Below are 19,864 nucleotides of genomic sequence, written 5' to 3' on the forward strand. Positions count from 1 at the left end.
GCGAATCACTAATCAGTTACAAACCTAAGAATATTTGGCGAGAAAATGTTTACGAAAGAAGAATCACCGCATTCAACTCAAGCGAAAATTTTCACTAAAAAAGCCAGTGTCCTGGGACACCGGCTTTTCACTCATTTTTGGCAAAATGTACATTGCTTCAACAGCAATGCTTTATCGATACGAACTCCTCGTTTAACTTATTTCTCAAAAATGGTACTCTGCTCATGCACGCCGCTTACGGCACGTCCCGACGGGTCGGCATTGTTCTGGAACGATGCATCCCAGGCCAAAGCTTCGGCCGTGCTGCACGCAATAGACGGAACTGAAGGCACGCAAGAGGCCGCGGCGTCAGACGGAAAGTGCTCTTCAAAAATGGTTCGGTACAAATATTCTTCTTTCGAACGGGGCGTGTTGATTGGAAATCGGAATCCGGCATTGGCCATCATTTCGTCCGACACTTTGTCCTTGGCAATTTGTTTCAGGGTATCAATCCAGCCATAGCCCACACCATCGGAGAACTGCTCTTTCTGCCGCCACGCCACACTTTCGGGTAGCATGTCTTCAAAAGCCTTACGAACCACCCACTTTTCCATGCGCCCGTTACCAGCCATTTTTTCTTTCGGGTTCATACGCATAGCTACATCAATAAACTCTTTGTCGAGGAAAGGCACCCGCCCCTCAACGCCCCAGGCAGCCAGTGATTTGTTGGCACGCAAACAGTCGTACAAATTCAATTTGCTCAGTTTACGCAGGGTTTCCTTGTGAAATTCTTCGGGGTTTGGAGCTTTGTGGAAATAAAGGTAGCCTCCAAAAATTTCGTCGGCTCCCTCACCGGTCAGCACCATTTTAATGCCCATCGACTTGATCACCCGGGCAAGCATGTACATCGGAGTTGAAGCGCGAATGGTCGTCACATCGTAGGTCTCGATGTGGTAAATGACGTCGCGAATGGCATCCAATCCTTCCTGGATGGTGTAGTGAATTTCGTGGTGAATGGTTCCGATGTGATCGGCCACTTTGCGGGCAGCAGCCAGGTCGGGCGAACCTTCGAGCCCAATAACAAACGAGTGCAACTGCGGCCACCAAGCGTCTTTTTGATCGCCTTCTTCAATGCGCTTGCCCGAGAATTTTTTGGCCAGTGCCGAAGTTACCGACGAGTCGAGCCCGCCCGAAAGCAACACGCCATAGGGCACATCCGACATCAGCTGGCGATGTACAGCATCTTCCATGGCTTTTTTCAACTCCGGAATACTGGCCTCGTTATCTTTCACATTTTCATAGTCCATCCAGTCACGGGTCCACCAACGTTTAATTTCTCCGTCTTTGCTGTACAGGTAACTGCCCGGAGGAAACTCTTCGATTTTCGAACATACCCCTTCAAGTGTTTTCAATTCGGAACCCACATAAAAATTCCCAAACTTATCCCAGCCCATGTAAAGCGGAATGATTCCAATATGGTCGCGACCAATCATGTAGGTATCCTTTTCTTCGTCGTACAAGGCAAAGGCAAAAATCCCATTCAAATCATCCAGAAAATCGACCCCTTTTTCCTGATACAAAGCCAGGATTACTTCACAGTCGGACCCGGTTTGATACTCGTACCGATCTTTGGTTTGCTCACGGATGGCGCGATGGTTATAAATCTCCCCATTCACACCCAAAATCAGCTTTTTGTCTTTGCTATACAAAGGCTGACCACCGGACTCAGGGTCAACAATCGATAAACGTTCGTGGGCGATAATTGCTTTTTGCCCACAATAAATTCCTGACCAGTCTGGTCCACGATGTCTTACTTTTTTAGATTGCTCCAAGACCTGAGGTCTGAGCGTCTGCGCATCTGTTTTTAAGTCAAATACTCCTACAATTCCACACATATTGCCAATGAATTAAAAAATGAGTGTTCAATTCTATAATTTCAGACATCAAAAATAATCGTTTTGTTTCTACTTCAAAATATATTCTGACATTTTTCTATATTATTTTTGATTGTCTTGACAAATATTTCACGTACTCGTCAATATTTTTACTTTTTGAAATACACTATTTATTCACTGCCCCCTTCTTTTACACCCCTGTTTCTGAAAAAAAGCTAATAAAAATCCGTCCCCCTCCTTAAAATAAAAGGCCTTTGCCATATTAAACCCAAAACTCACCAAGTATCCCCATTCCAACTTCACACAAAAAAAATGAATAAAAAAAGCAGCCCATTGTTGAGCTGCTTCCTTAATATTTATAATCCGAATTTTCTCTTCTTACAGGAAAATCAATTGGGTTACGATATATACAGGTAAAAGAACGGTGAGCGAAAACTTCACGATATAACCAAAGAAACTCGGCATCTCTATTTTGTTTTCCTCTGCAATGGCTTTCACCATAAAGTTTGGTCCGTTACCAATGTAGGTCATGGCACCAAAGAACACGGCCCCCAAGCTGATCGCTTTTAGCAACACTTCAGGAATATGAGCAACCAAAGCGCTGGCTCCAAACTGGTCGACCATGCCCAGGGCCAGGTTATGAAACGACACAGCCGTCGGCGCATTGTCGAGGAACGCACTTAAAGTTCCGGTTGCATAATAAAAATGCGTAGGAGTTGATAGTCCAAACGAATGTGCGTTTTCTCTCAAGTACAGCAAGGCCGGAACCATGGTAATAAATATACCCAGGAAAAGGTAAGCCACTTCAATAATTGGCCCCCAGGTAAACTTATTTTCCTGGTAACGCATGTTGTTGTTGGTAAAAACCAGCGATAAAATTGCCATGAGCAAGATCACCCCTTCGCGAATAAAGCCCAGGTAATGGTTTTCATGAATGGCATGAATGTATTGCTGATTGAGAAAAGCAACGGCCAGCACCACACCAATCAGAAAAACAAAATTGAGATTTCCCTTTAAACGGATAGGTTCAATATGCGTGCGATCTTCCACAATAGCCTTCACCGACTCTTTTTTGTGGTAATAGCTGTCGAGCAGGAAGTAGATGACCAACAGCAGCGCATTGGCAAACAGCCAGGGACCTACAAGTCCAAAAAACCAGGAGAACGGCGCGCCTCGCAGGTACAGCAAAAACAGTGGTGGATCGCCCAGCGGAGTCAACATGCCACCTGCATTGGCCACAATGGCAATAAAAAACAGGATGGTGTGCACTTTAAACTTCCGCTCGGAGTTGGTTTTAATCACCGGACGAATAAGCAACATGGCTGCACCGGTTGTTCCCATAAACGACGCAAGCACGGCACCAATTGCCAAAAACAAGGTATTGACCGTTGGCTTGGCTTCAATATCACCTTTGAGGTGAATGCCACCGGTAATGACAAACAGCGCCCCCAGCAGAATAATGAAGGGGACGTAATCGAACAACATCTGGTGGATTAATTCATGATGAAGGCCCCGCACAACCAGCAAAATTGCCAGCGGAACACCCAAAATCAACGAAATTTTCAACTTATTTTTATTTTCCTCCCACCAGTGATGGAAAAACAAAGGACCTATTGCGATAAACAGCAACATAGCCACAAACGGCAAGGATAGCCACAAGGGCATACTTTCTACAGTTCCATGGTTCATAAGTCAGATTCTATTAATTTTTTATTTGAGGCCGAAAATAAAAAATATTCTCCAACTACATCCTATTATATATCAATTAGATCAGGACAGACTCATTTTGAAGGTTGTCATTTTACACAATCGTGACCCCAAAATCCCTGATTTTATGCCTGACAGGGACAAAAAAAGGGACAAAAGTCCCTTCCAATATCTTCAAATAAAATTAACACTACACGTTAAAACGGAAATGCATAATGTCACCGTCCTGCACCACGTAATCTTTTCCTTCGATGGCCATTTTGCCAGCTTCCTTGCAGGCTTGCTCCGACCCCAGAGCAACAAAATCGTTGTACTTTATCACTTCGGCACGGATAAAGCCTTTTTCGAAATCGGAATGAATAACCCCCGCAGCTTGTGGTGCCTTAAAACCCCGCTTATAGGTCCAAGCCCGAACCTCTTTCACACCTGCGGTAAAGTAGGTTTCCAGCTGCAGCAATCTGTAGGCTAATTTAATCAGCTTATTGACACCCGATTCCTTCAAACCCAAATCTTCCAAAAACAGCTGACGCTCTTCAAAGTCGTCCAACTCGGCAATGTCAGCTTCGGTTGCTGCAGCAATCATCAGCATTTCGGCATTTTCATCTTTGATGGCCTCTTTCAACGCTTCCACGTATGCATTGCCCTTCACAACAGCCGCTTCATCCACATTGCAAATGTAGAGAATGGGCTTATTGGTCAGCAGCTGCAGTTCGCGCCCAAGTTTGGCATCAGCTTCGTCCAACTCCAGCGTGCGCGCCGATTTTCCCTGAATCAGCACCTCCTTATACATTGACAGCACCTTAAACATGCGTTTGGCTTCGGGGTCGTTGCCTGTTTTTGCTTGCTTTTCAACCTTGGCAATCCGGCTCTCCACCGTTTCCAAATCTTTCAGCTGCAACTCAATATCAATGGTTTCCTTATCCCGAACCGGGTTTATTGTTGTATCAACGTGCGTGATGTTTTCATTTTCGAAACAACGCAGCACATGAATAATGGCATCAGTTTCCCGTATGTTTCCAAGAAATTTATTACCCAATCCTTCTCCTTTACTGGCTCCGCGAACCAGACCGGCAATATCAACAATTTCAACGGTTGTAGGCACCACTCGCTGAGGCTTTACCAACTCTTCCAACTTAATCAACCGGTCATCGGGTACCGTAATGACTCCAATATTGGGTTCGATGGTACAAAACGGAAAATTGGCCGACTGCGCTTTGGCATTCGACAAACAATTAAACAAGGTTGACTTTCCCACATTCGGAAGTCCAACAATTCCACACTTTAAAGCCATGTTGTTTTCTTCTTAAAAATTGAGCGGCAAAGTTAATCCTTTTTGACTATTTTTGGACATCCATTTATCTGGAGCGATCATGATTTAACAAAGCAGCACGGCGAGCCGAAACTGACGAATTCAGTTCCGGTTTCCTTTTGACGAATAAATGCTAAAGTTTTGTTAAAATCACACATCTGGTTAAACAATGGCTGCATAATGCACTCTATTGAGTTGAATCATCCGGTTAATCCATGAAAAGCGACCAGCAAATTTTAGCTGAACTGAAGAACGAAAGTACCAAACAAGCTGCTTTCCGCAGCTTGGTATCCCTGTACAAGGAGCGCCTGTACTGGCACGTTCGGAAAATAGTGCTTAGCCATGAGGATGCCGATGATGTTTTACAAAATACCTTTGTCAAGGTTTGGCGCAACATCGACGGGTTTCGCGAGGAATCTGGCTTGTTTACCTGGCTATACCGCATCGCAACCAACGAGTCTTTGACTTTCCTTAGCCAGAAAAAGAAACGGGCATTTGTCACTTCGGAGGAAACCAATGACTATATCATCGAAAACTTACAAACCGATCCCTACTTCGATGGCGACGATATTCAATACCGCCTGCAAAAAGCCATTGCCCGCTTGCCCGACAAGCAACGCCTGGTTTTTAACATGCGCTATTACGACGACATTAAATATCAGGATATGGAGAAAATACTGGAAACATCGGCTGGTGCTTTGAAAGCATCGTATCATCACGCCGTTAAAAAGATTGAGGAGTATTTGAAATCAGAAGAGTAGGCGGAAACGACCGGCATTAAACTTTTTTAAATTCATAGAGTCAAAGCGAATGATGAACGAAAAGAAAAACATAGGGAATGCATTGCAAAATCGACCTTCGAAACCTCCATTCAGGGTGCCGGATGGTTATTTTGACACGCTGGAAGATCGAATCGAGGCCAGAATCGCAGATAAAAGTTCACCGGTATCATCCAAGGGAAAACTGATCCGGATGATGAAGCCCATGCTCGCCATGGCCGCCAGTTTCGCGCTCATCTTCATGTTGGTTTATTATCCGTTAAGCGTATTTCTGCCCAATTACCTGGCAAAAAATACCGAGATACCGGCAGACACAACAACGGTGAACGAGAACGATTTGGTGATTTCATACCTGACTGGCTTGACACACTCGTATTACGATCTTTTTAGTGCCGAAGAGGAAACACCTGAAGTTGAAGTAAATGAACAAGATATGCTTGACTATTTAGCTTTCGAGATGAATGAAGCTGAAATCTATGCTGAATTAGCCAATTGACCGTCATAAAATCAATTTAAAAAATGAAAAGACTTATTTTATTTTTTCTAACAATAGCCACAGCATCCGGTTTTTTAATGGCGCAACCCAATAAAAAACACAGCGAAGACTGGATCCAGAAAATTAAAGCCGAGAAGGTTGCATTTCTGACGCAAAAACTTGAGCTCACGCCGGGCGAAGCACAGAAATTTTGGCCTGTTTACAATGAATTTGAAGAAAAACGCTTCGAAATTCATATGAAAAGACGAGAAATGGAATGGGAAACGATGGACAAGCTTGAAGGCCTGAACCAGGAACAGCTCAAAAAGATTACCGTGGACTTTATCGGCCTCTTTCAAAAAGAAGCTGATCTGATGAAAGACTATAACGAAAAGTTTTTCGAGGTGTTGCCGGCCAAAAAGGTGGTAATGCTTTACGACATGGAAAATGATTTTCGGTCGCACATGCTCAGAGAATACAAGGATAAGCAGAAAGACGACAAACGCTAAATGGATCATCAGATTTTTGGGAGATTCAAATTTCTCGTCGATCAGATAGAAAATACAAGAAAAAAAGAGGCTGTTTGAAAAGGACAGCCTCTTTTTTTTTAGACAAATTTTCCAAGTTCCAGAAAAGCGATCGTTTCATTAATTCCCTCATACATCAGGCAATCTTCGCGAACAAACGGAACATGTCTCCGATATTCCGCGAGGAAATCTTCCAGATAGGCCGATGTCTTCAGCGGTTTTCGAAACTGCATGGCCTGGGCACCATTGTACAACTCAATGGCCAAAACCTTCAGCACATTGTCGGTCACTTTCAATGCTTTTGTAGCGGCGTTGCCCCCCATGCTCACGTGGTCTTCCTGCTCGTTCGACGACGGAATGGAATCAACCGAAGCCGGAGTGCACAATTGCTTGTTCTGGCTCACAATGGAAGCCGCGGCATACTGCGGGATCATAAAGCCGGAGTTTAAACCCGGATCAGCCACCAGGAACTCAGGCAATCCTCTCTCCCCGGAAATCAGGCGGTAGGTTCGCCGCTCGGAAATGCTGGCCAACTCGGAAAGCGCGATGGCTAAAAAGTCGAGCGACAGCGCCAAAGGCTCGCCGTGAAAGTTTCCTCCGCTGATAATCAAATCATCATCGGGAAAGACTGTTGGGTTATCGGTCACTGAGTTGATTTCCGTTTCGATAACGCGTGATACATAGTCAACCGTGTCCTTCACGGCACCGTGAACCTGCGGAATGCAGCGAAACGAATATGGATCCTGCACATGCTCCTTTTTTCGGTTGATCAGCTCACTTCCTTCAAGCAGCTTGCGAAAATTCTCGGCCGTGTCAATCTGCCCGGCATGCGGACGAATTTGCTGCACTTGCGCCATAAAAGGTTCAATCAAACCATCGAAACTATCGAGCGAAATCGCGCCAATGACATCGGCATATTTCACTACTTTGAAGGCTTTCAGCAAAGTGTAAACACCGTGGGCACTCATAAACTGGGTGCCATTTAAAAGTGCGAGCCCTTCTTTGGCTTCCAATCGGACAGGCTCCCAGCTTTTTTCGGACAGCACGTCAGCGGCCATCACTTTTTGTCCGCGATAATTGACGGTTCCCAGCCCGAGCAGCGGTAAAAACAACATGGCCAGGGGTGCCAAATCGCCGCTGGCGCCGAGCGATCCCTGCTCAAAAACTTCGGGCAAAATATCTTCATTAAACAAATCCAGAATCCGCTGAACGGTTTTCAATTGCACGGCCGAATTGCCTTTGGCCAACGCGTGTGCTTTTAGCAACAGCATGAGCCGGACAACATCTTGCGGAATTTCGTCGCCAATGTTGCAGGCGTGCGAAACCACCAAGTTTTCCTGAAGTTTGCTCAGCTCGGCCTTCGACACTTTAATGTCGCACAAGGCGCCAAAACCGGTATTGATTCCGTAGATCGGATCTTCACTTTCGGCCAGTTTTTGATCGAGAAAAGCTTTTGATTTTTGAATTAACGCGACCGACTCATCAGAAAGAACCAGCTTTTTCTTTTCTTCCAGAATGTCTTCGATGATTTTGAAGCTGAGCGGTGCAGGACTGATCGTATGAATAGTAGACTCCATCTTTTTTTTCGTTTTTAATCGTTCAACAATTACACATCAAAAAAGAAAGCGTCCACTTCATGGGCAGCGGGTGTCGCAACCAAAGGCCTTTACAGGCCGGTCATCACGTCCAATTAGTTTTGTTCTTGCAGACCACATATCCGCAAGAACGTTAAATTCAGCTTATTCAGAAAGGATTTTTATCAGCTCTTCGGGCGTAACCGATTGTTGGTCCCCGGTTTTCATGTTCTTCAGGGTCACTTTCCCCTGAGCAATTTCTTCTTCGCCAACCATGACCACAGAAGCCACTTGCTTTCGATCAGCCCAGGTCATTTGCTTTTTCATTTTGGCAGGCTCCGGATAAATCTCGGCATTGACCTTGCTGGCACGCAGCTTAGCCAAAATCGGCAAGCAATAGGCTTCTTCCTTTTCACCAAAATTGACAAACAGCACTTTGGTTGAAGCAACGGCTTCTTCAGGAAACAGTTCCAATTGCGTCATCACATCATAAATACGATCGGCGCCAAACGAAATGCCCACACCCGACACGTCGGGCATACCAAAAATGCCGGTCAGGTCGTCGTAGCGGCCACCACCACAAATGCTGCCAATTTGCACATCTTTGGCTTTCACCTCGAAAATAGCGCCGGTGTAATAATTCAGCCCACGGGCCAGGGTTAAGTCCAGCTCCACCTCGGCGTTCAGCTCGAATCCTGACAGGTATGCAAACAACGTCCGCATCTCGTCCACCCCTTTTTTACCAACTGCTGAAGCTCCAATTACGGCCTCAATCTGATCGAGCTTTTCGGCATTCGAGCCACTCAACTTCAAAATGGGTTGCAACTTATCGACAGCTTCCTGCGATACCCCTTTTTCAAGCAGTTCGAGGTTTACTTTTTCCAAGCCAATTTTGTCGAGCTTGTCAATGGCCACTGTAATGTCGATGATGCGGTCGGATTCGCCAATGGTTTCAGCAATGCCCGCCAAAATCTTCCGGTTGTTGATTTTTACCACCGTGTTGATTCGCAGTTGGTTGAAAACATCGTTGATAATTTGAACCAACTCCAGTTCATTCAGCAGCGAATTACTTCCGACGATATCCACATCGCACTGGTAAAACTCGCGGTAGCGCCCTTTTTGCGGGCGGTCGGCGCGCCAAACCGGCTGAATTTGATATCGTTTGAACGGAAAGGAAATGTCGTTACGATGCTGCACCACAAAGCGGGCAAAAGGCACGGTCAGGTCGTAGCGCAAGCCCTTCTCCGAAATCTTGTTGGTCAACCGGATGCTATTGCGTTCCTGCAACTCCTGCTCGTCCACTTTCGAAATAAAATCGCCTGAATTCAGAATCTTAAACAGCAGCTTGTCGCCTTCCTCGCCATACTTTCCCATCAGGGTCGACAGGTTTTCCATCGCCGGGGTTTCAATGGGTTGAAAGCCGTAGCGCTGAAAAATTTCCTTCACCGTATCGAAAATATAGTTCCGGCGAGCCATCTCTACCGGTGAAAAGTCGCGTGTTCCTTTTGGAATCGAGGGTTTCTGAGCCATAGTCTGTTTTTTATTCGAACTGCAAAAGTAACTAAAAACAAGAAAAGCCGGAATGGATCCGGCTGTTTTCATTTTTTTTCAACATTTCTTAATTCAGAAACTTAATTGACCACGGATAGCGATAAAATTCGCCCTCGTTGGCTTTAATGGCTGCAATGATGGTAAAAACCAAGGCTGCAATACCAATCACGGCCAGAAGTAGCAGTCCGATACCAATGACGACCAGAATTCCGGAAATGAAAATCAGGATTGTTACCGTGATTTGGAAATTCAAAGATTCTTTGCCCTGGTCATCCACAAAGCCATATTCGTCTTTTTTCATCAGGTAAACAATTAAGGGGCCAACAATATTTCCGGCAACCGGAATAACCAGGCCGGCAAAAGCAGCCAGGTGGCAAAGCATGCCCCACATGCGTTCGTCGCGATCATCTATAATTCTATGCATAAGTTATTTTTTTGTGCAAGTTAGGGAAGTCATCACGAAAATCAAAGGTCGGTTTGGGAATATGGCGTATTCCTTGTTGCCGCAAAACTCGGCAAGGCTGTCGCAAAGCTATTTGATAGAAAATATAAAGTATTCCCTTCTGCTGCTTCAATATGCTCTATTGCGAACGGCGAATATCAATCGAGCGGAAGATTTTTCTCTATGCGAATCCGCGCATCGACGGCAAGAATCCGGTCGCCTTTGCCCAAGAGTGGATTGATGTCCATTTCCTTAATCTCGACAGCAAAGCGCAACATGCTCGACAAACGCACAATAATTTCCGCAAACTTACGCTGGTTGGCCCCTTCCTGTCCCCGGTAGCCTTTAATAATTTGGTACGATTTCAGGTTTTTGATCATGGACGATGCTTCGCAGATACCCAACGGAGCCAATCCGGAGGTCACATCTTTCAGCACTTCGACCATGGTTCCGCCCATGCCGCACAGGACGATATGCCCGAAGCGATTCTCGTATTTTGCCCCCACAAACAGTTCAATCCCGGAAGCCATTTCAGCCATCAGTACCGCCTCCGTTTCCGGGATGTTGATCAGCCGGTTAAACTCATGCAGCACCGTTTCCTGATCGTGCACATTGAGCACCACGCCCCGCACATCGCTTTTATGAACCGGCCCAATGACTTTCATCACCAGGGGCCAGCCCAGTTGTTCTGCTGCCTGCAAGGCTTCCTCCGGCGTTTTGACCACCAGCTCCTGTACCCGGGGAATGCCAGCCGCATCGAACAGGCGGTGAATAATTTCGGGCGGCTGGTAGCCGTCCGAGGCTTGATCCACAATGCGCCGGATTTCGGGAATATCCACGCCATCCAGAAAAATCTCGTCGGTGTGTGGCTTCGGCGTATTGGCCACCTTGGCCAAAGCCCGCCCGAGCAACACTTCGTCAGGAAAGTTCACATTCCCTTCGGACAGGAAATAAGCCACATCATCGCTGACGTTGATCACCGACGGCAGAATCGGATAAATCGGCTTTTTGCAGGTGTGCATCTTGCTGTTCAGCACTTCGTAGACATCGCCCACCGGGAAAAGCCCCGGACTTCCGTAGATGACCGCCATGCCATCCACTTCTTTAAAGTCGTTGTCGCAGGCGTCAATAATGGCGCCCAACTGCTCGGCATTGCCGGTGGCCAGAAAATCGATGGGATTTTCAACCGATGAACCGGGAAACAGCTGGTCTTTCAACTGCTCCTTTTGAGGCGAATCCTGAATCTGGGGAATCTTCAATCCACCTGCTTCGAGCGCATCGGTGAGCATTACCGCAGGGCCGCCAGCATGAGTAATGATGGCCATGCGTTTGCCCTTCATTTCCTTGCACATAAACACACAGCCAACCGTTGTCAGCTCCTCGCGTCCGTAGCAACGGACGATTCCGGCTTTTCGAAACAAGGCTTCAACTGCCGAATCGGAACTAGCCATGGCCCCAGTGTGCGATGAAGCCGCCCGGCTCCCGGCATCGCTGCTGCCGGCTTTGATAGCCGCAATTTTACAGCCTTTTCGAATGAGTGAAGAAGCATGCTTCAGTAATTTGTCCGGATTTTGAATGCTTTCAATATAAAGTAATTTGACCCGGGTGCTGGTTTTGGGGTCGAACACCTCGTCCATAAACTCCAACACATCTTCAACCCCAACCTGGGCCGAGTTGCCCACCGAAAAAACGCTGGCAAAATGCAGGCCTTTCGGAATGCCCGACTCCATGATAAACACAGCCGTGGCACCCGAACTGGAAATAAAATCGCAACCCATCTGGTCGAGCTTGGGAACCGGCGTGGTGAAAACACTGGCATGCGCCGGCGTAATAATGCCAATGCAGTTGGGTCCAATGAGTGAAGCCCCGTAGCGATTTACTGTTTCGACAATCTGTTGTTCCAGCTGCCGTCCTGCTTCGGATTCTTCGCTAAAACCTGCCGAAATAATGATGATGCCCTTCGCTTTTTTATCGCGGCACAGCTGCAAGGCCATTTCGGGGCAAAACCGGGCCGGAACAGCCAGCACCGCCGTTTCCACTTCCGGCAACTCGTCGATCGACGGGTAGGCTTTGATTCCCTGAACCACTTCGGTTTTAGGATTCACCACATACAAATCGCCTTCGAAATGATTATCCAGCAAGTTTTTAAGCAATTTGCCTCCGGGCTTGGAAACATCGTTTGACGCGCCTACTACGACAATACTTTCGGGCCAGATGAGTTCTCGTGTCAGCATAAATTCGGTTTATTTTCATCAAAAATACAAATTCCCTGCTCATGGCTGCTGATATTATTCAGGTGAATCATGATCTGTTAGGCAAAGGGCAGGAGAAGGAAAAGGAAAAGGAGAAGAAGAAAAAGAAGAAGAGATCAGAAATTGGAAAAATGGAATTCATTTTGGGTTTGACATTTTTTTATAGTTTTGGCAATGAAATGGAAAATCTTACCGAACAACGGATTATGGTTCTCTGCGACTTTTCGGAGTCGATGAACGACGCGATTGCTCACGGCGTACAAATGTCCAATATTTTCAGAAAGGAATTGTGCCTGTTTCATCCATTACAGAACAAAGGGAAAGCCGAAAAGCTGGCTGCTCAAAAAGCACTGTCCGAGATCATCCACTTGCTGAAAAAAGATCTGCCGGACATTCCCATTTCCAGCCTGACGCTCAAGGGTGAGCTGACGGGCTGCATTGACCGGATTGCGGAACAGTATGATGGCATTATGCTGGTATTGACTTCGGAAAAAGTGAAAACCAAGTTGCCCGCATTGCAAATCAGCCAAATCCCATTTTTGTTTGTCAACGGGCATCAGCCCGAATCGCTTCGCTACAAAAATGTACTGCTGCCAGTCGATTTCAGAAAAGTGATGAAAGACACCTCGCTATGGGCCAGCTATTTTGCCCGTTTCAACAAAGCCGATGTGACCATTTTCCCTGCGACAGAAAAAAACAAGGAAAACGCCACCATGATTCGTAAAAATGTGAAGTTCATCAAACATTTGCTTGCCAACTTGAAGCTCGGCTTTCAAATCAAAAATAGTAGCAAAGGGAGTTTTGGCTTACCGTTCGACGCTCTGCAGCGTTGCCATGACAAACAACACGATTTGCTGATCATGCCTTCCAGCAAGAACATCAGCCTGATCGACCTGATCATTGGCTTGCCCGAAGCAAAAATCATCAAAAAAGCCAATCACTTGCCGGTACTTTGCATCAACCCAAAAAGGGATATGTATATTCTGTGTGATTGACCGCCAGCGGAGCTCCTATAATTCAAAATTTTATTATTCCTTTGTAAAACGACCAAAAAGATGGTTCGGATAAACCATTCAACACGAAGAAATCATGCGTGCAATCCTACTATTTACTCTTCTTTTTACGGCCATAACTGGCTTTGCTCAAAAATTTGAATACGATGTTTTATTTCACGGCATCGGTGATAACCGGGAGTATTTTAGCGGCGTCGCCAATTCGCAAACCATTTTGGGAGAACGAACCAGTTTTGTGGTGGGAACTACCCTGGAAGAAAAGCACGAATTTCGAATTGGGCTGAGCCATTTGTTTGAATTTGGAAGCGAAATCGATGACCAAAAACCCAAGCTGACAGCTTACTACCATTACTCGGACAAGCAAGCAGAATTTTATTTTGGCGCCTTCCCGCGTATGGGGCTGATTGATTTTCCGCTGGCCTTAATCACCGACACCTTTTTATATTACCGCCCCAACATCGAAGGATTATATGGAAAATACAGCTGGGATTGGGGCCATCAAAGCGGCTTTGTGGACTGGACCGGCCATCAAACTGAAACCACGCGCGAAACCTTTATGGCCGGTTTTTCAGGAGAAATGCGCCATCAAATGATCTTCTTTCAAAATTACATCACCCTATTTCACTATGCAGGCACAGCGCTTCGGCCCGAAGGCGAAAACATCCACGACAACCTAGGCGCAGCGTTCTTTCTGGGCTCCGATTTGGACCAGCTGCTGCCATTGCACAATTCCTATTTCAAACTGGGTTTGCTCCACTCAAAATATCGCGAACGTCATGTGATGAACGAGTACCTGAATTCGACCAGTATTCTAGCTGAATCTTATGGCGAAGTGAAGAAATTTGCCCTACGGTCAGCCTTGCACTTTGGCGACGGGCACAACATGATGAATGGCGACCGTTTTTACGATGTGGACAGCTACTGGCGCACCGATGTGATTTGGCGGTTCATCAAGAGTAAACATATTGAAGGCCGTTTCAATCTTTCTTTTCACCTGATTGAAGGCAACGACTTGGATCAGTCGCAACAATTGTCGCTGATTTACCAGTTTGGAAATTGATCGGACTGGATGCTTGATACTCGATGCTTGATGCTCGATGATATTCGATTCTTGATGCGTGATGCTGGCAACTTGCGGCTTGAAGCTGATTTCTTTCTGCCTACTGCGACGGTTCACTGCGACTTGATGCTGGATTCTGGAATTTGGAATTTGTAGCTGCGACTGGAAACTAAGCTATTCCGAAACCAGCTCCATTTCATCAATCAGATAACCAGCTCCGGCAAACCTATCGACGATAAACAACATGTAGCGAACATCGAGCATAATATTCCGGCACTGATCGGGATCGAACATGATGTCGCTCATGGTGCCTTCCCAACACCGGTCGAAGTTAAGGCCAACCAATTGTCCACGGGCGTTGATTGCCGGGCTTCCGGAATTGCCTCCGGTAGAATGAATGGATGCCGTGTAAGCCACCGGAACCTCGCCATTGGTTTCGTATTCGCCAAAATTGCCGGCATTGTACAGCTCACGTAACTTATCCGGAATCTGGTAATCCGGAATATCCTGATTGTTTTTCTCCATAATCCCTGCCAGGGTGGTATAGTAGCGGTAGTTTACACCATCGCGGGGCTGGTAGCCTTCCACCTGGCCGTAAGCTACACGCAGCGTGAAATTGGCATCGGGGTACAATTGAAAATTCTTCTCCATCAACATGATCCCCTTCATGTATTTTTGCTGAACGGTGCTGATATTCTCCTGTATCTCCTGGTGGACGTTTTCAATATTCCGCTGATAGTGTTGCTTCAATGCCTGAAACAATTCGACTACCGGGTCCTTTTGCAACTTGTTAATTTTTTTACCATCAAATTCTGAGATCATTTGCTGTAACTTTTCCTGATCGGCCAGTACCGATTTGGCATACACCCTACGCACCAACTTGTCGTCATCGAATTTAGCCAACAGTTTCGTCAAGTCGTCGGGCAGAAAACTTTCATCCAAGTCATTTCTCAACATTCGGAGCAGCTCCACAAAAAGCTCCTGATCGGTGGCCTGGTCATAATCATCAAAATAATCAGCCACTTTTATCGCCAGGGCCTTTCGTACCATGTCGTGACGAGCTTCATCCACCCGGTTCCACCCCCGGTCATTTCGCGGAAAGAAGTCCGCCAGCTTAAATATTTCGATTCCCTTAAAAACAATCTCCTGGTAATAATGATACGCTTTTTCGTATGGCTGAAGGTCGACGTACAATTTTTCGAATTGGGGCAGCACCGGAGCATACGTTGCTTCGAGCGTATCGTTTTGCATGTACCAGACCTCGAAGTCTGCTTCAAAGGCTTTCTTTTGCTCCACCGCCTGCAAACGATCCAGTCCCCGTATTTCACCTTTCCAGCGTTTCCACGAATTGCTGGTCCGGGCATGCTTCGACGCATACTGAATGCGCACCTTGGGATCGGCAGCCATGTGCTTGTCGAAAATATCAAGAATGGTCGTCCTTATTTTGATGCGGTCGGGGTTGCTTTGATTTTGAATCAGTTCAACCGCCTGCGATGGCAAGTATTGCTGCGTGGTTCCCGGATAACCCATCAGCATCATAAAATCGTTGGGCTGAACGCCATCAAGCGAAATGGGCAACCATTTTTTTGGCCGGTAAGGAACGTTATCCGGCGAATACGACGCGGGCTCATTATCCGCATTGGCATACACCCTGAAAATGGAAAAGTCGCCGGTATGGCGGGGCCACATCCAGTTGTCGGTGTCGCCACCAAACTTACCAACCGACTGCGGCGGTGCTCCAACCAGACGAACATCCTGAAAAACCAGGTAAGTGTACAAAAAATACTGATTCCCAAAAAACAAGGGTTTTACAACTGCCTCAAATTTTCCATCTTCTGTGGCTTCGCGCTGAATACGACTGATGTTTTCGTTTAATTTTTGCTGAAGGGAATCGCCCTCCAAACCCGTGGTTCCCGCAAAAACAGAATCCGACACGTCCACCATCCGGTCCAGAAACTTGGCGGTCAATCCGGGATTCGGCAATTCTTCACCCTGCGACATGGCCCAAAATCCATCAGACAAATAATCCTGTTCCACCGAACTGTGCGACTGAATATTTGAAAATCCGCAGTGATGATTGGTCAGCAACAAGCCCTGATCCGAAATCATTCCTCCGGTACATCCGCGCCCAAAAATGACCACCGCATCTTTCAAACTGTTTTGGTTTACACTGTATATATCATCAGCAGTCAGGCGAAAGCCCATCTCCTGCATTTCGTCGATGTTATATTTTTCGAGTAAGGTGGGAATCCACATCCCCTCTTTGGCCGAGGCGGAAACACTTAAAACGGTGGCAATAAAAAACAGGAATAATTTTCTCATCAATCAGTAATTTTTCGGCAGAAAACGGACACTACAAAACGCTTATCGAAACAGAAACAACGTTGTAGTACACACTAGCAACAATTTATCAATTAAAATTCTTTCAGAAATTGGTAGACTTTATGCACCGGAAGGCCCATGACATTGAAGAAAGACCCTTCAATTTTCTTCACGCCAACAAAACCAATCCACTCCTGAATTCCATAACCACCGGCTTTGTCGTAGGGCTTGAAACGATCAACATAGTACTCGATTTCCGCATCGGTCAGTTCGTCAAACCAAACGGCAGTAACCGCATGAAAGGAATATTTTTTGGTAGCCGACTGGATGTTGACTCCGGTAATAACTTGGTGCTGGCTCGATGATAAATGTTGAAGCATTTGAATGGCCTCGTCCCGATTACCGGGTTTGCCAAGGACTTCTTCATCCTTCCACACAATGGTGTCGGCAGCGATCACCAGACTGTTTTCGGGTAAGTTTTTCCGAACGGCCGTAGCTTTTAACTCAGCCAGGTATTCCGGAATAGCGGTCATCCCAAGTTCCGGCGGAAAATATTCTTCAACATCCGAAACATGAACCTGGAAATCAAGCCCCAGTTCTTTTAGTAAATGTTGGCGTCGTGGTGACTTCGATGCCAGAATCAGTTGATATTTTTGTAAGTTTTGAGGTACCATTAAATTGATCTCCAATAATATGAATGTTCATTAATCCATGTATCCTGAGCTTTCATCACTTGCTCAATGATATCGCGGGCACAGCCTTCGCCCCCTTTCTTATCCGAAATATAAGAAGAAATTTCTTTAATCTCGCTGACCGCATCCAAGGGGCAAACGGCTACGCCAACGGCCTGCATCACCTGGTAATCGACCAAATCGTCGCCCATGTAAAGCACTTCATCTGCCTGAACACCGGTTTTTAGCATAAAGTCATTCAGACATTCCATTTTATCGCGTACACCCATGTAAATATATCCCACCCCAAGGTTAGCATAACGAGTTCGGACCTGCTCCAGGTTTCCGCCGGTAATAATCCCAATTTGGTAACCCATATTCAGTGCATTCCGAAGCGCATAACCATCTTTTACATTGGCGGTGCGTACCGGCACACCGGCTTCATTCAAAACCATGGTATCGAGCGACAACACGCCGTCAATATCAAAGATTAGTGCTTTTATCGTTTTTAGTTTGTCTTTGAAAAAGGCCATACTTTACTTGGTATTTTGAGTTTTGTAAATGCTTTCAGTCATCAATTGATAGATTGCTTTTTGGCGGGAATGATCGGCCAGCAAATCCAGGTGCTTGTTTATAATCGTCTCATCCATGCGCACTGCTGGCCCGGTTTGCGCGTCGATGGGTTTCATGCCCATGACTTTTTGAGCGGTTTCCTGGATTAACGGTTTCAGCAAATCGAAACGGAGTCCTTTTTCTTCCAACATGGAGTCGCCAATGCGATAGCAATGATTGACGAAATTGCAGGTAAACACCGCTGCCAGATGCAGAACCTTTCGCTCCTCAGAATTGACCGGCTGAACCGAAGTGGAAAGCTTTTTGCCCAAAGCCTGCAGGTCGGAAAAAACGTCATCAGAACTGGCCTCCAAACAAATGGGAATGTTTGAAAAATCGACATCCCGCTGTTTCGAAAAAGTTTGCAAAGGGTAAAATACACCGAACTTTTCAAAATAACCAGACAGCAGCTCCATCGGAATACTTCCTGCCGTATGCACCACGGTTGTTTCGAGTTGAATTTGCCGCAGCACCGTCTCCAGCGCATCATCTTTTACCGAAACCACGCACAAATCGCATTGCACCAATTCATCGAGCTTGGTGGTGTACGGACATTCCAAAACATGGGCAAGCGCTTTGGCTGCTTTTTCGCTTCGGCTGTAAACCTGCACCACATCCAGTCCATTCTTCCGAAAGGCTTTTCCCAACTGCGTGGCTAAATTACCCGAACCAACCAATACAATTTTCTGAATCATAGTTGAGCTTTTCGATTTCGCCACCCAAAGAAACAAAAAAACCGGTTAAAAACCGGTTCCATTTAAGCGTTTTGATAGCGCATGCCAACCACTTCCCAATTGACAATGTTCCAGAAATTGTCGACATAATCGGCGCGACGGTTTTGATAATGCAGGTAATAGGCATGCTCCCACACATCGAGTGCCAGGATTGGTGTTCCTTGTTTTTCCACCACGTTCATCAGCGGATTATCCTGGTTTGGTGTGGACGACACAAACAACTTGCCATTGGCATCAACCGATAGCCACGCCCAGCCACTTCCAAATTGTGTTTTTGCTGCCTGGCCAAATTCCTCTTTCAAGGCATCGACCGATCCAAAATCAGCTTCAATAGCTGCTTTCAGTTCTTCGTTCATCGCCGTTTGCTCCGGAGTCATGTTTTCCCAAAACAACTGGTGATTATAAAAGCCGCCGCCATTATTTCTCACGCCATCACTTTGCTGATCAATTTTGGCAAAAATTTCCGGCATCGGCGTTTTCTCCAGGTCAGTTCCGGCAATAGCATCGGTAAACTTACCGAAATATCCGCGGTGGTGCTTATCGTAGTGCAACTCCATGGTTTGCGCATCAACATACGGTTCAAGCGCATCGTACCCGTAAGGCAAATCGGGAAACTTGTGCCCTTCAAAAACCGCTTGTTTACTTTCGCTACTGCAAGCAGCCAAAGCACCTCCAAAAAGTGGAGCGGCAACAGCAGCTGTTCCTACCAAATTGATAAAATTTCTTCGTTCCATAATATCTAAACTTTTCTATTTACTTTAAACACAACAAAATGACTGCACGAATGTTTTTTATTGCCGCCAAAAAACCAGATTGATCGGCTAAACGGGAGAATGTGGGAGGGCGAGAGCGTTTGTAAGATCCAATTTGAACACAAAGGAACGAAAACACGAAGAATTGTTGATGGGATCTTCATTTCCCAGAGGGAATTCTTAGGCATAGAAGAGAGTGTTCAACGAACT

Annotated in this window: 17 protein-coding genes; 5 read left to right on the forward strand and 12 right to left on the reverse strand. The window is 46.2% G+C overall.

Features of this window, described 5'->3' with window-relative positions; genetic code table 11:
* Window positions 1–197: 197 nt before the first annotated feature.
* The 3 genes from asnB to ychF all read right to left on the reverse strand — a co-directional run bounded on the left by asnB (window position 198) and on the right by ychF (window position 4,872).
* The gene (gene asnB, locus NC99_RS20065) at window positions 198–1,874 is read right to left on the reverse strand and encodes an asparagine synthase B (RefSeq protein WP_053188275.1); all 1,677 of its coding nucleotides are present in this window, start codon (window positions 1,872–1,874) and stop codon (window positions 198–200) included.
* A gap of 378 nt (window positions 1,875–2,252) precedes the next feature.
* Window positions 2,253–3,563, reverse strand: coding sequence for a sodium:proton antiporter (locus tag NC99_RS20070; RefSeq protein ID WP_053188279.1), 1,311 nt, complete (start codon window positions 3,561–3,563; stop codon window positions 2,253–2,255).
* Window positions 3,564–3,771: 208 nt separating this feature from the next.
* Window positions 3,772–4,872 carry a redox-regulated ATPase YchF gene (gene ychF, locus NC99_RS20075; RefSeq protein ID WP_053188282.1) on the reverse strand — a complete coding sequence of 367 codons (1,101 nt, stop codon included), beginning with the start codon at window positions 4,870–4,872 and terminating at the stop codon, window positions 3,772–3,774.
* A 233-nt stretch (window positions 4,873–5,105) separates the two neighbouring features.
* Here ychF and NC99_RS20080 point away from each other — a divergent pair, with 233 nt between their 5' ends.
* From NC99_RS20080 to NC99_RS20090, 3 genes are read left to right on the forward strand one after another with little or no spacing between them, the layout of a single operon-like run.
* Entirely contained in the window at window positions 5,106–5,651 is a 546-nt protein-coding gene (locus NC99_RS20080; RefSeq protein WP_053188283.1) for an RNA polymerase sigma factor, read from the forward strand.
* A gap of 49 nt (window positions 5,652–5,700) precedes the next feature.
* Window positions 5,701–6,165, forward strand: a complete 465-nt coding sequence (locus NC99_RS20085) for a hypothetical protein (protein WP_053188286.1) — start codon at window positions 5,701–5,703, stop codon at window positions 6,163–6,165.
* A gap of 23 nt (window positions 6,166–6,188) precedes the next feature.
* Entirely contained in the window at window positions 6,189–6,653 is a 465-nt protein-coding gene (locus NC99_RS20090; protein WP_157625105.1) for a hypothetical protein, read from the forward strand.
* A gap of 98 nt (window positions 6,654–6,751) precedes the next feature.
* Here the strand turns inward: NC99_RS20090 and hutH are convergent, their stop codons facing one another.
* From hutH to NC99_RS20110, 4 genes are all read right to left on the reverse strand, one after another.
* Window positions 6,752–8,248, reverse strand: coding sequence for a histidine ammonia-lyase (hutH, locus tag NC99_RS20095; protein ID WP_053188292.1), 1,497 nt, complete (start codon window positions 8,246–8,248; stop codon window positions 6,752–6,754).
* 162 nt (window positions 8,249–8,410) lie between these two features.
* On the reverse strand, window positions 8,411–9,775 hold the full coding sequence (gene hisS, locus NC99_RS20100; protein WP_053188320.1) for a histidine--tRNA ligase: 1,365 nt from the start codon (window positions 9,773–9,775) through the stop codon (window positions 8,411–8,413).
* A gap of 88 nt (window positions 9,776–9,863) precedes the next feature.
* A complete protein-coding gene (locus NC99_RS20105; RefSeq protein WP_053188294.1) occupies window positions 9,864–10,220 on the reverse strand; it encodes a DUF4870 domain-containing protein in 357 nt (118 codons plus the stop codon).
* Between the two features lie 176 nt (window positions 10,221–10,396).
* Window positions 10,397–12,472: an acetate--CoA ligase family protein gene (locus NC99_RS20110; RefSeq protein WP_053188297.1), complete on the reverse strand. Its 2,076-nt coding sequence runs from the start codon at window positions 12,470–12,472 to the stop codon at window positions 10,397–10,399.
* A 41-nt stretch (window positions 12,473–12,513) separates the two neighbouring features.
* On the opposite strand from NC99_RS20110, the gene NC99_RS20115 reads away from it, so the two are divergent.
* Window positions 12,514–13,485: a hypothetical protein gene (locus NC99_RS20115; RefSeq protein ID WP_053188300.1), complete on the forward strand. Its 972-nt coding sequence runs from the start codon at window positions 12,514–12,516 to the stop codon at window positions 13,483–13,485.
* A gap of 94 nt (window positions 13,486–13,579) precedes the next feature.
* Entirely contained in the window at window positions 13,580–14,563 is a 984-nt protein-coding gene (locus tag NC99_RS20120) for a hypothetical protein (protein ID WP_053188302.1), read from the forward strand.
* Between the two features lie 174 nt (window positions 14,564–14,737).
* On the opposite strand, the gene NC99_RS20125 is transcribed toward NC99_RS20120, so the two are convergent.
* The 5 genes from NC99_RS20125 to NC99_RS20145 all read right to left on the reverse strand — a co-directional run bounded on the left by NC99_RS20125 (window position 14,738) and on the right by NC99_RS20145 (window position 19,636).
* Window positions 14,738–16,885, reverse strand: coding sequence for a S46 family peptidase (locus tag NC99_RS20125; RefSeq protein WP_053188303.1), 2,148 nt, complete (start codon window positions 16,883–16,885; stop codon window positions 14,738–14,740).
* Window positions 16,886–16,977: 92 nt separating this feature from the next.
* Window positions 16,978–17,574 carry a Maf family nucleotide pyrophosphatase gene (locus NC99_RS20130; protein ID WP_239684492.1) on the reverse strand — a complete coding sequence of 199 codons (597 nt, stop codon included), beginning with the start codon at window positions 17,572–17,574 and terminating at the stop codon, window positions 16,978–16,980.
* Entirely contained in the window at window positions 17,559–18,089 is a 531-nt protein-coding gene (locus NC99_RS20135) for a KdsC family phosphatase (RefSeq protein WP_053188307.1), read from the reverse strand. Before NC99_RS20135 ends, NC99_RS20130 begins: the two co-directional genes overlap by 16 nt.
* A 3-nt stretch (window positions 18,090–18,092) precedes the next feature.
* On the reverse strand, window positions 18,093–18,863 hold the full coding sequence (locus NC99_RS20140; protein ID WP_082326607.1) for a Rossmann-like and DUF2520 domain-containing protein: 771 nt from the start codon (window positions 18,861–18,863) through the stop codon (window positions 18,093–18,095).
* 62 nt (window positions 18,864–18,925) lie between these two features.
* Complete coding sequence (locus NC99_RS20145) at window positions 18,926–19,636, reverse strand: superoxide dismutase (protein ID WP_053188311.1); 711 nt, start codon at window positions 19,634–19,636, stop codon at window positions 18,926–18,928.
* Window positions 19,637–19,864: the final 228 nt, after the last annotated feature.

The organism is Sunxiuqinia dokdonensis (assembly GCF_001270965.1).
GTDB classification, from domain to species: domain Bacteria; phylum Bacteroidota; class Bacteroidia; order Bacteroidales; family Prolixibacteraceae; genus Sunxiuqinia; species Sunxiuqinia dokdonensis.

Excerpts from the sequence above, each read along its gene's own strand:
- asnB (WP_053188275.1), bottom strand. The coding sequence starts at position 1,874 with ATGTGTGGAATTGTAGGAGTATTTGACTTAAAAACAGATGCGCAGACG.
- NC99_RS20070 (WP_053188279.1), bottom strand. The coding sequence starts at position 3,563 with ATGAACCATGGAACTGTAGAAAGTATGCCCTTGTGGCTATCCTTGCCG.
- ychF (WP_053188282.1), bottom strand. The coding sequence starts at position 4,872 with ATGGCTTTAAAGTGTGGAATTGTTGGACTTCCGAATGTGGGAAAGTCA.
- NC99_RS20080 (WP_053188283.1), top strand. The coding sequence starts at position 5,106 with ATGAAAAGCGACCAGCAAATTTTAGCTGAACTGAAGAACGAAAGTACC.
- NC99_RS20085 (WP_053188286.1), top strand. The coding sequence starts at position 5,701 with ATGATGAACGAAAAGAAAAACATAGGGAATGCATTGCAAAATCGACCT.
- NC99_RS20090 (WP_157625105.1), top strand. The coding sequence starts at position 6,189 with ATGAAAAGACTTATTTTATTTTTTCTAACAATAGCCACAGCATCCGGT.
- hutH (WP_053188292.1), bottom strand. The coding sequence starts at position 8,248 with ATGGAGTCTACTATTCATACGATCAGTCCTGCACCGCTCAGCTTCAAA.
- hisS (WP_053188320.1), bottom strand. The coding sequence starts at position 9,775 with ATGGCTCAGAAACCCTCGATTCCAAAAGGAACACGCGACTTTTCACCG.
- NC99_RS20105 (WP_053188294.1), bottom strand. The coding sequence starts at position 10,220 with ATGCATAGAATTATAGATGATCGCGACGAACGCATGTGGGGCATGCTT.
- NC99_RS20110 (WP_053188297.1), bottom strand. The coding sequence starts at position 12,472 with ATGCTGACACGAGAACTCATCTGGCCCGAAAGTATTGTCGTAGTAGGC.
- NC99_RS20115 (WP_053188300.1), top strand. The coding sequence starts at position 12,514 with ATGGCTGCTGATATTATTCAGGTGAATCATGATCTGTTAGGCAAAGGG.
- NC99_RS20120 (WP_053188302.1), top strand. The coding sequence starts at position 13,580 with ATGCGTGCAATCCTACTATTTACTCTTCTTTTTACGGCCATAACTGGC.
- NC99_RS20125 (WP_053188303.1), bottom strand. The coding sequence starts at position 16,885 with ATGAGAAAATTATTCCTGTTTTTTATTGCCACCGTTTTAAGTGTTTCC.
- NC99_RS20135 (WP_053188307.1), bottom strand. The coding sequence starts at position 18,089 with ATGGCCTTTTTCAAAGACAAACTAAAAACGATAAAAGCACTAATCTTT.
- NC99_RS20140 (WP_082326607.1), bottom strand. The coding sequence starts at position 18,863 with ATGATTCAGAAAATTGTATTGGTTGGTTCGGGTAATTTAGCCACGCAG.
- NC99_RS20145 (WP_053188311.1), bottom strand. The coding sequence starts at position 19,636 with ATGGAACGAAGAAATTTTATCAATTTGGTAGGAACAGCTGCTGTTGCC.